The organism is Leucobacter soli, from assembly GCF_042659205.1.
GTDB classification, from domain to species: Bacteria; Actinomycetota; Actinomycetes; order Actinomycetales; family Microbacteriaceae; genus Leucobacter; species Leucobacter soli.
Window position 1 is genome coordinate 1 of sequence record NZ_JBHSRW010000091.1, and the last position, 9147, is coordinate 9147.

General features: G+C 69.0%; 4 protein-coding genes. 3 read left to right on the plus strand and 1 reads right to left on the minus strand.

Features of this window, described 5'->3' with window-relative positions:
• Positions 1 to 72: 72 nt before the first annotated feature.
• Positions 73 to 1923 (minus strand): CDP-glycerol glycerophosphotransferase family protein, encoded by a 1851-nt coding sequence (locus ACFPZL_RS07360; RefSeq protein ID WP_218115987.1) that lies wholly within the window; start codon positions 1921 to 1923, stop codon positions 73 to 75.
• 200 nt (positions 1924 to 2123) lie between these two features.
• Between ACFPZL_RS07360 and ACFPZL_RS07365 the strand changes: the two genes are divergently transcribed.
• From ACFPZL_RS07365 to ACFPZL_RS07375, 3 genes are all read left to right on the plus strand, one after another.
• Entirely contained in the window at positions 2124 to 4397 is a 2274-nt protein-coding gene (locus ACFPZL_RS07365) for an acyltransferase family protein (protein WP_218115988.1), read from the plus strand.
• Positions 4398 to 4556: 159 nt separating this feature from the next.
• On the plus strand, positions 4557 to 7181 hold the full coding sequence (locus ACFPZL_RS07370; protein WP_218115989.1) for a CDP-glycerol glycerophosphotransferase family protein: 2625 nt from the start codon (positions 4557 to 4559) through the stop codon (positions 7179 to 7181).
• 60 nt (positions 7182 to 7241) lie between these two features.
• Positions 7242 to 9098 (plus strand): CDP-glycerol glycerophosphotransferase family protein, encoded by a 1857-nt coding sequence (locus ACFPZL_RS07375; RefSeq protein ID WP_218115990.1) that lies wholly within the window; start codon positions 7242 to 7244, stop codon positions 9096 to 9098.
• Positions 9099 to 9147 lie beyond the last annotated feature (49 nt).

A 9147-nucleotide genomic window follows, 5' to 3' on the forward strand; every position in this document is an offset into this window, starting at 1 on the left:
TCGGAGAGGAGCTGGAATCGCGACATGGTTCCACGATCCCACCCCCATCACAAATCAATTAACAGACACGCCCTAGTCCTCCCGCATCCTGCGCTGCCGCTCCTGATAGGCGGCATCCGCAGCCCGGTACGACGGCAGGTGCCGAGCGTCGGTGAGGAGGGGGAGCCGCGCCGCGACGCGTTCGACCACCCGGCGGGAGTTCTCGGTGTCTCGTATGGCGAACGTCCGAGCGGCGAGATGCTCGGCCTCCTCGGCGCGCACGGCCGGGTCCTGCTCGAGCATTCGCGCGAGCCGATCCCTCAGCTCGGCAGGGGTGGTCGCAGTGCCGAATCGACGGCGGATCCTCCGCAGCTGCGGGTTGCGGTAACCGCCGATCTCGGCGTCGTACCGGGCGGCGTCGAAGGGGAAGAGCAGGATCGGCTTCTGCAGCTGGACGACGTCCCACAGCACGCTCGAGTAGTCGGTGATGAACGCGTCCGCACCCCGCAGCACCTCCCCGAATTCGACGCGATCCTGATCGACGAGCTCGATCCGCCCCGGACGCTGGTCGAGCGCCCGAAGCACCCGGAGCACCGGCAGGACCTTCGGGTGCGGCATGAACTGGAGGACGCAACCGTGCGCCTCGAACAGGGCGTGGAGCCCGGGATCGGTGAGGAGCTCCGCGATCGACCGGACGTACTCGGTGCGCGAGAGCTCCACCGCGTCCCTGCCCGCCAGCCAGGCGCGCCAGGTCGGCAGGTACAGGATCCGTTCGATCCCGGTGCGCCGCTCGACACCGGCGAGCAGACGGTCCCATCTGGGCAGGCCGGTGATGTCGATGCGCTCCGGATCGAAGCCGCACCCGATCAGGATGTCCCGTTCCCAGGCGGATGCCGCGACGATCACGTCCGGGGAGGAGGCGTTGCCCGGGTTCAGCAGCGGCACCCGCTTGAGGGCTGTCACACCGTGCCCGAGGAAGTAGCTGCGCCGGACGTAGACGAGCCGGGACAGCAGGCCCGGCTGCGCGTACACGGTCCCGACGTGCGACCTCGATTCGGAGGAGAGGAGGAAGCTCGAGGGAGACGCGAGCAGCCGCCAGTACTTGAGGGAGTACTTGGAGACGACACGGGGAAGGCCCGCGACCCGAGCGCGTTGCGCGCTGTCTCGGTTCATCACGTAGAAGAAATCGAATCGCGGCTCGTCGCCTCGACCGCGCCGGTGCCCGCCGAGTCGATGGACACGCCCTTGTCGATGATCACCGAGTCGGTGCGCACCGGGTCGATGCGCACCGTTCCGATCTGCACCGAGCAGATGCGCGAACAGCGCGAAGGCGTTGTCCTGGGCTGTGGCGGCCTCCTTCTCGTAGAGCAGGGCCGTGGGTCGCCGTTCGAGATGCAGCGTCCGTCTGAGGCCGGCCTCCATCAGCGCGATCGTGCTCCACACGCGCTGCCGGGCCGAGCCGCGATCGGCCTCGGACGCGGGGAGCACGATGAGTCTCAGCGTCGTCGATGCCGCGCTCGCGTTGAGCGTGAGGATCCTCCCGTCGCCCAGAGTCAGTCGCGGTGCCCGGTACCTGCGGCTCATCCTCGCGAAGAGATCCTCCGACATGCGGGTCAGCCTGACCTCGACGCTCCGCCCGTCAGCGAGGTCCCGGAGATCGGCGCACACGGAATAGCGGAGCGGCGTCAACGTCATCGCCTCCGGGAAGTCGAAGCGGGCCTCGCCCGACAGCCCCGGCCTCCGCTCGAACGCCGCGGCGTCGATCTCGACGCACTCCTCCGTGGACTCGAGCCTCAGATAGCATCGGTCCAGGACGAACTCGCCGGCCTCCCATGCGGTGATCCGGAACGCCCACCTCAGACTCCGCCGGCGCACGGCCACCGCATCGACGGTGTGGTCGTGCCGGAACGGGCGATGCGACCGACCGACTGCAGCGGCACCCATGCTCCACCATCCCCTGCGAGGTCGGCGACGGGCCGATCACCGGCGCATCCCGATCTCGATTCCGGACCCCGATCCTACGCCGAGCAGCGCAGAACCCGCTGATCCGGACGAGCGCAGGATCTCCGCCGATCGGCACCGGTCGTGGGCCGGCGCACCCCGCCTTGAAGGAAACACTCGAAATGGCCGGGTACACTCCCTCCGTGCCCCAAGCTTCCACTACGGCCGCGGCCCCCCGCGCGGCATCGCAGGCGAAACTCCCGTTCACGGGTTTCCGACCCGACATCCAAGGCCTCCGCGCCGTCGCCGTCGGCGTCGTCCTGCTCTTCCATGCGAACTTCCCGTTCATGCCCGGCGGCTTCGTCGGCGTCGACGTCTTCTTCGTCATCTCCGGCTACCTCATCACCGGCCTCCTCCTCCGCGAGGCCATCACGACGGGCCGCATCGACCTGCCCGATTTCTACGCCCGCCGCGCCCGCCGCATCCTGCCCGCCGCCACCGTGGTCCTCGTCGCCACCCTGGCGCTGACCGCGATCTTCCTCCCCCAGATCCGCTGGCAGCAGATCGGCATCGAAGCCGCCGGCGCCGCGGTCTACGTGGTCAACTGGATCCTCGCCGGCGGAACCGACTACCTGAACGCCGACACCGCTGCGAGCCCCCTTCAGCACTTCTGGACGCTCTCGGTCGAGGAGCAGTTCTACATCGTCTGGCCGCTCATCCTCATCGTGATGCTCTGGATCGCCGGCCGCACGCTGAAGAAGACCCACGCCGCATTCGCAGAGCCCGGGCGCACGCTGCGCTTCGCCGGCGTCGGCGTCCTGCTGATCCTCGTCCCCTCGCTCATCTGGTCCGTCTACTACACGACCGCGCACCCCGCGCCCGCCTACTTCGTCACGACGACCCGCCTGTGGGAGCTCGCGATCGGCGCGGCCCTCGCGGTGTTCGCGGTGCAGATCGCACGCATCCCCGATTGGCTCGGCTACCTGCTCGGATGGGCCGGACTCGTCGGCATCCTGGTCGCGAGCCTCTTCTACACCTCCAGCGCTCCCGCCTTCCCGGGATCCGCGGGCCTGCTGCCGACGCTCTCAGCCGCCGCCGTGATCGCCGGCGGCATGAACGGGCGGGCGACGCGCGGCGCCGGTCGGCTGCTCGGCCTGCGCCCGATGCGCTGGATCGGCGACATCTCCTATTCCCTCTACCTGTGGCACTGGCCGCTGATCGTGGTGGGCACGTACCTGCTCGGCGGCGAGCTCCGCTTCCGGTGGGGCCTCGTGATCGTGGTGTTCGCGATCCTGCCCGCCTGGCTCAGCTACCGCTTCATCGAGAACCCGTTCCGCGATTGGAAGGCCCTGAAGGCCTCGGCGAAGCGCTCCCTCGGCGCCGGTGCCGGCCTCGTGGCCGTCACGCTCGCCCTCGCGACCGTCATCGCCTACGTGCCGCGGATGACCGCGCCCGAGGTCCCGGAGGCCGAGACCGGTACCCCGATCGGTGCGGAGGTGCTCTTCGAGGCCGCCCAGAGCGGATCGCGCACCGTGGATCTCGATGCGCAGAGCTACTCGTACCGCACGGCCGGAGACCTCCACGTCGGCGAGGAGATGCCGCTGATCCTCGACCAGGATCTGATCGCCTCGTTCGAGGGGATCGGTGCCCCGACCGACGAGGTCGAGGGCGGGTTCACTCCCGCCGCGATCGATGCGCGCAAGGACAATCCGGTGCTCTACGAGATGGGCTGCCAGCTCGACGAGGACACCGCGGAGCCGAAGCCGTGCGTGTTCGGCGACGAGCAGAGCGACACGACGATCATGCTCGTCGGCGACTCGCATGCGGCGAGCTGGATGCCGGCGCTCGACGCGATCGCCGAGAAGAACGGCTGGCGCCTGGTCACGAACACGAAGTCCGGCTGCTCCTTCGCCGACGTGTCCCAGACACGGTTCGGCGGGGCGTTCCCCGCGTGCGACGAGTGGAACGAGGGCGTGCTCGAGCAGATCCTCGACGAGCAGCCCGCTCTGGTCGTCACCATCAACGCCGGCCGACGGGGCGTCTGGGCCGGCGACCACTCGCTGAAGGGCGACGAGAAGGTGCGCGCCTTCGGCCAGGGACTGCGCAGCCACTGGTCGACGCTGAACGACGCCGGCATCCCGGTCCGCGTCCTGATGGACACGGCCGAGATGCACACCGACGTTCCCGAGTGCGTCTCGGCGAACCCGACGCAGCTCACCGAGTGCGCGACCCCGCGCGAGGATGCGCTCGATACGCGCCCGCATCCGGAGATCGCGGCAGTGCAGGATCTGCCGGCCACCGAACTCATCAACATGAACGATTGGATCTGCCCCGACGCCGAGTACTGCCCGGCCATCGTCGGCAACGTTCTGGTGTGGCGCGATACGGATCACCTCACGGCGACGTTCTCCCGCACCCTGGCGCTGCCGCTCGAGGATGCGCTTCTCGCCACGCAGAAGGCCGACGGCAGCTGGTGAGGCGCGGCGCGGCGGCCGCGCTCGCGGTGATACATTCGGAGCTGGAACAAACCGGGCGCGGCAGCCTACCCGCTCGGTCGTGCGATGAACCGAACGCTCGGTGAATGAACGGCGAAGGTCGAGTATTTCAATGATTGCACTGATTCAATGATCGCCCTGATGATTCACGGCGCGGAGCATCGCGAGGCCGTGCTGGCCACGCTCCGCTCGATCGCCGGCCTCTCGAGCTACACTCCCGAGCGCTTCACCGTCGTCGTCCTCGGCGACGCCCCCGCGGACCCGGCCGCGCTGCCGCTCGAGGTCGCCTACGCCGCCTCCGTCGACGGGTTCGACCTCGGGACGGCGGCGGACGGAGCCTACGTCGAGCTGATCCCCGCAGGCCTCGAGTACAGCCCCGACGCCTTCGACGTGTTCTTCGCCGACGCGGCGGCAGGATCCCTCGCGCGCTGCTACATCCACCGCGAGGGCGCCTACGCCTACCGCCTGAACCGCACGGTGGGCCGTGAGGATCGCGGGCCGGTGACGCTCGACGACGCGGATCGCCTCTGGGCGGGCTCGACCCCCGCGCTCGTGCCGCTCGACGTCTTCCGCGCGTGCTCCTCGGACGCCCGCACGGGCGGCGACCCGAACCTGCTCTTCGCGGAGGCGATCCTCGCCACCGGCGGCTTCTCGGTGCTGGGCGGCAAGGTGACGAGCCCGCAGCAGCACGAGGACGCGCTCTACGGCGAGCAGCGGCTCTTCACCCCCGACTGGTACCTCGGCTTCCTCACGCGCTGGGTCGCTCTCCTCGAGCGCGTCGCCGCTCAGCCCGCCGGCGCACCACCCTACCTGCAGCGCGTCTTCCTCTACCTCGCGCAGCTCCGGCTCCAGTACAACGTCGACCGGCACAACAAGAACGCGCTCGACGAGGCGCAGCTGGCCGAGTTCGCCGAGCTCCTCGCCCGCGGCCTCGCCGCGGTGAGCGACGAGGAGATCATCGGCGCCGTGCGGAAGCCCCTCGGCTACCGACGCAGCATGGTCGCCTACCTGCTGAAGGCGAAGCACCGGGCGGCCTTCTCGCCCCGCGCCGAGATCGACGCGGACGGGCGCGACGTCGTCGTCACCGTCAACGGGCACGAGGTCGAACGGCTCTCGGAGGTGCGCCTCGCGATCGACGTCATGGACAGCACCCGCGACGAGCTGATCGTCTCGGGGCTGGTGCAGTCGCTCTACCTCACCGACCGGCTCGCGCTCACCGCGCGCGTCGGCGGCACAGACCTGCCGCTCCCCGACTCCGGCGTCTACTCCGAGTTCTCCGTCTTCGGCGAGCTCCAGCGCCGTCAGCCGACCTTCACCGCGCGAATCCCGCGCTCCCTGCTCGCCGCCGCCGACCGGATCGAGTTCGTCGCGACGTTTACGGAGAAGACCGCGGCCCACGCCTCGACCGGCGTCCCGCTGCGCCTCAACTTCCGCCGCCCCTCGGCCAAGCTCAGCGATGTGCCCGGCAGCTACTGGATCGCCTGCGGCCGCCTCCTGCGCGCGCAGCCGTCGGGCATCGCGGTCGGTCCCGCGGGCGCACTCCAACGCCTCAAGGCCGAGCTGCGGCTGCAGCGGCGGCTGCTCGGCGGCGAGCGCGTCGAACGCTCCGCCGCGCTCCTGCGCCTCGTCTACTTCGCCACGCGTCCCTGGTACCGGTTCAAGCGGGACTGGATCTACTACGACCGGATCATCCTCGCCGGCGACAACGCGGAGTACGCGTACGACTACGCCGCGGCGCAGCGGGACGGGATCCGCAAGAACTACGTGCTCGCCGCGGATTCCGCGCCCGCGACGCGCTTCCGCGAGCAGGGCAAGCCCTTCCTCCCGCACAAGACGCTCACGCACCGCCTTCGGTTCCTGAACGCCGAGCTCGTCTTCGCCACCCACCTCAAGCCGGCGACCCGCAACGCCTTCTCCTGGAACGAGCAGTTCTTCCGGGACCTGTTCGGCTACCGCGTGGTCTACATCAACCACGGTCTCGTGCTCGACGACCTCTCCTACTCGCTGAACAAGCACGCCGAGAACCAGAGCCGCATGTGCGTCGTCTCCCACTTCGAGACCGAGACCCTCTCCGATCCCTCGTACGGCTTCGCCCGCGACGAGATCATCGAAACCGGCTTCGCCCGCTACGACGGGCTCGAGTCCCGCCCGACGCGAGACCTGCTCCTGGCCCCGACCTGGCGCTACTACCTGAACCGCCCGCAGGACGCGGATCGCCTGCAGGGTCACAACGAGGAGTTCACCGAATCCGACTACTTCAAGGTCTACAACGGCGTCATCAACAACCCTCGGCTCCACCGCGGCCTCGAAGAGCACGGGTACACGCTGACCTATCTGCTGCATCCGAACACCAGCTCGCACGTCGACGACTACCGTTCGAGCAGCGACCGCGTGCGGATCCTCGCGCCGCAGAACAGCCCCGGCTACGAGCGGATGCTCAGCGAATCCGACCTCATGATCACCGACTATTCGGGTGTGCAGTTCGACTTCGCCTACATGACGAAGCCGGTGCTCTACTACCACCACCCGAGCATCCCGCCGCACTACCGTCGCGGAGCCTTCTCGTACGAGGAGCACGGCTTCGGCGAGGTCGCCACCGACGAGGAGACCCTCGTCGACACGCTTCTCGACTACCTGGCGCAGGAGTGCCGGATGCCCGAGGCGTATCGTGCTCGGGTCGACGCCTTCTTCACCCATCGCGACCGGGACAACTCGAAGCGGATCTACGAGGCCGGCCACGCCCTGCTCCGCGAGCGCAGCGGCTGACGCGCGGCTTCCACCCCCGCACCCCTCCCCTTTCACCCCCTTGACCGACGAAGCGATGAGATGAGCGAAAACGCAGTAGTACGCAACGAGCACGGCCCCGTCACCGCCAGCATGGCGCGCTTGCGGGACGAGCTCGTGCCGGCCCTTCGCGCCGGCGCCCCCTCTCCCGATCCCGAGACCGTCTTCGCGGCGCTCAGCGAGATCCTCGTCATCTTCAACGACAACCGCAAGCTCCACTCCGAGGTCTACTCGCTGAGCGACGCCCAGCTCGGAGAACTGCGCGAACTCGTCGGCGAGACGCTGCGCATCGTCGGCGCGGAGGGGATCCGCGACTTCGCCTCCCCCGGCGTGCGCGCCGAGACCAGGATCGCCTGGCTGGCCATGATCGACGCGGCCGAGGTCTCGCCGATCAGCGAACTCGACCAGAACAACCTGCGCCGTGTCACCCGGCTCGCCTTCTACTCCCCGCTGCAGAGCATCGACTTCGAGATCCGCAGTCTGAACAACCGGGCTCGCCTCGTCTCGCGAAAGACCCGCTCCGTCGAGTACCTCATGCAGCATGCGCTCTACGAGCACGTACTGCTGGTCCGCGACTACCGGGACTCCGAGCCGGAGTTCATCTCGACGACGCCGGGGTTCTCGTTCGTGGAGCGCATCGGCCCGATCCTGCCTCCGCGGCCGGCGATTCGGTCGAACCCGCTGCGCAAGTTCGCCCGGAAGCTCATCGGGAAGATCGCCAAGATGCGGTACGCCATCGCGCTGCGCGTCCTGAACGCGACCGGGTACTCGAGGCGCTTCCGCGACGCCTGGCTGCTGAGCGACCGCCGCGAGCAGGCGAGCGACAACGCCGAGGCACTGGTCCGCTACCTGACCGAGCATCGCCCGGACATCAACGCGTGGTTCGTCCTCGACCCGAAGGTCCCGGCCTACCAGCGCTTGCAGGCCGACGGCGTCAAGATCCTGCCCTACCGCTCCATGCGGCACTTCGTCCTCGCGAAGCATGCGCGGCAGATCGTCTCCTCGCAGGTCGACAAGATCTCGATGCAGCCGTTCGCGCCCCGCGTGCTCGGCCGGGAGTTCTCGTTCACCTATCTCAAGCACGGCGTCGTGCACACCGACCACTTCCGCCGTTTCAACCCGAAGCTGATCGACCTGATCATCGCGTCGACCCAGGACGAGTACCGGCGATTCACCGAGGAGGGCGGCGGATACCGATTCGTCCGCGACGGCGTGCAGCTCACCGGCATGCCGCGGCACGATCTGCTGATGCGCGCCCTCGAGCGGCTCAAGGCCGAGGGGCGTGCCGGCTCCCGCCTGCTGATCATGCCGACCTGGCGCATCTACCTGGGCGCGATGAACGAGGATCGCAGCTGGGAGGTGGTCGACGGCTTCGCCGAGACCGACTTCGTGCGCCAGTGGTCGGCGTTCCTGAACCACCCGGGCCTCCGTGCCGCATGCGAGGAGGCCGGCCTCGAAGCCGTGTTCCTCATGCATCCGCGCTTCGCCCCGCACTGGCGCTACTTCGACGTGCCCGACTGGGTGCAGCGCGCGAGCTACCAGGACGACGTACCCGAACTGCTTGCCTCGGTTCGGCTGGCCGTCACGGACTACTCCTCGCAGGCCTTCGAGGCCGCGTTCGTGGGCGCGCCGACCGTGTACTTCCAGTTCGACCACGACGAGTTCTACGCGGGCGGTCACAGCAGCCAGATCGGCGAGTACGATCACAGCCGCGACGGCTTCGGCCCCGTGACGCGCAACGCCGACGACGCGGTGGAATCGATCGTGCGCATGCTGCAGGGCGACCACCCGCGATACGCCGAGTGGACGGAACGGATCGCCGGCCTGTACGAGTACCGCGACGACCGGAACAGCGAGCGGGTCACCCGGGCGATCGAACAGCTCGACGCCGACCGGTAGCGCGTCGGCGCCCCGGCGCCCCCGGCGGGCGGGGCGAGGCTGGGGCGCC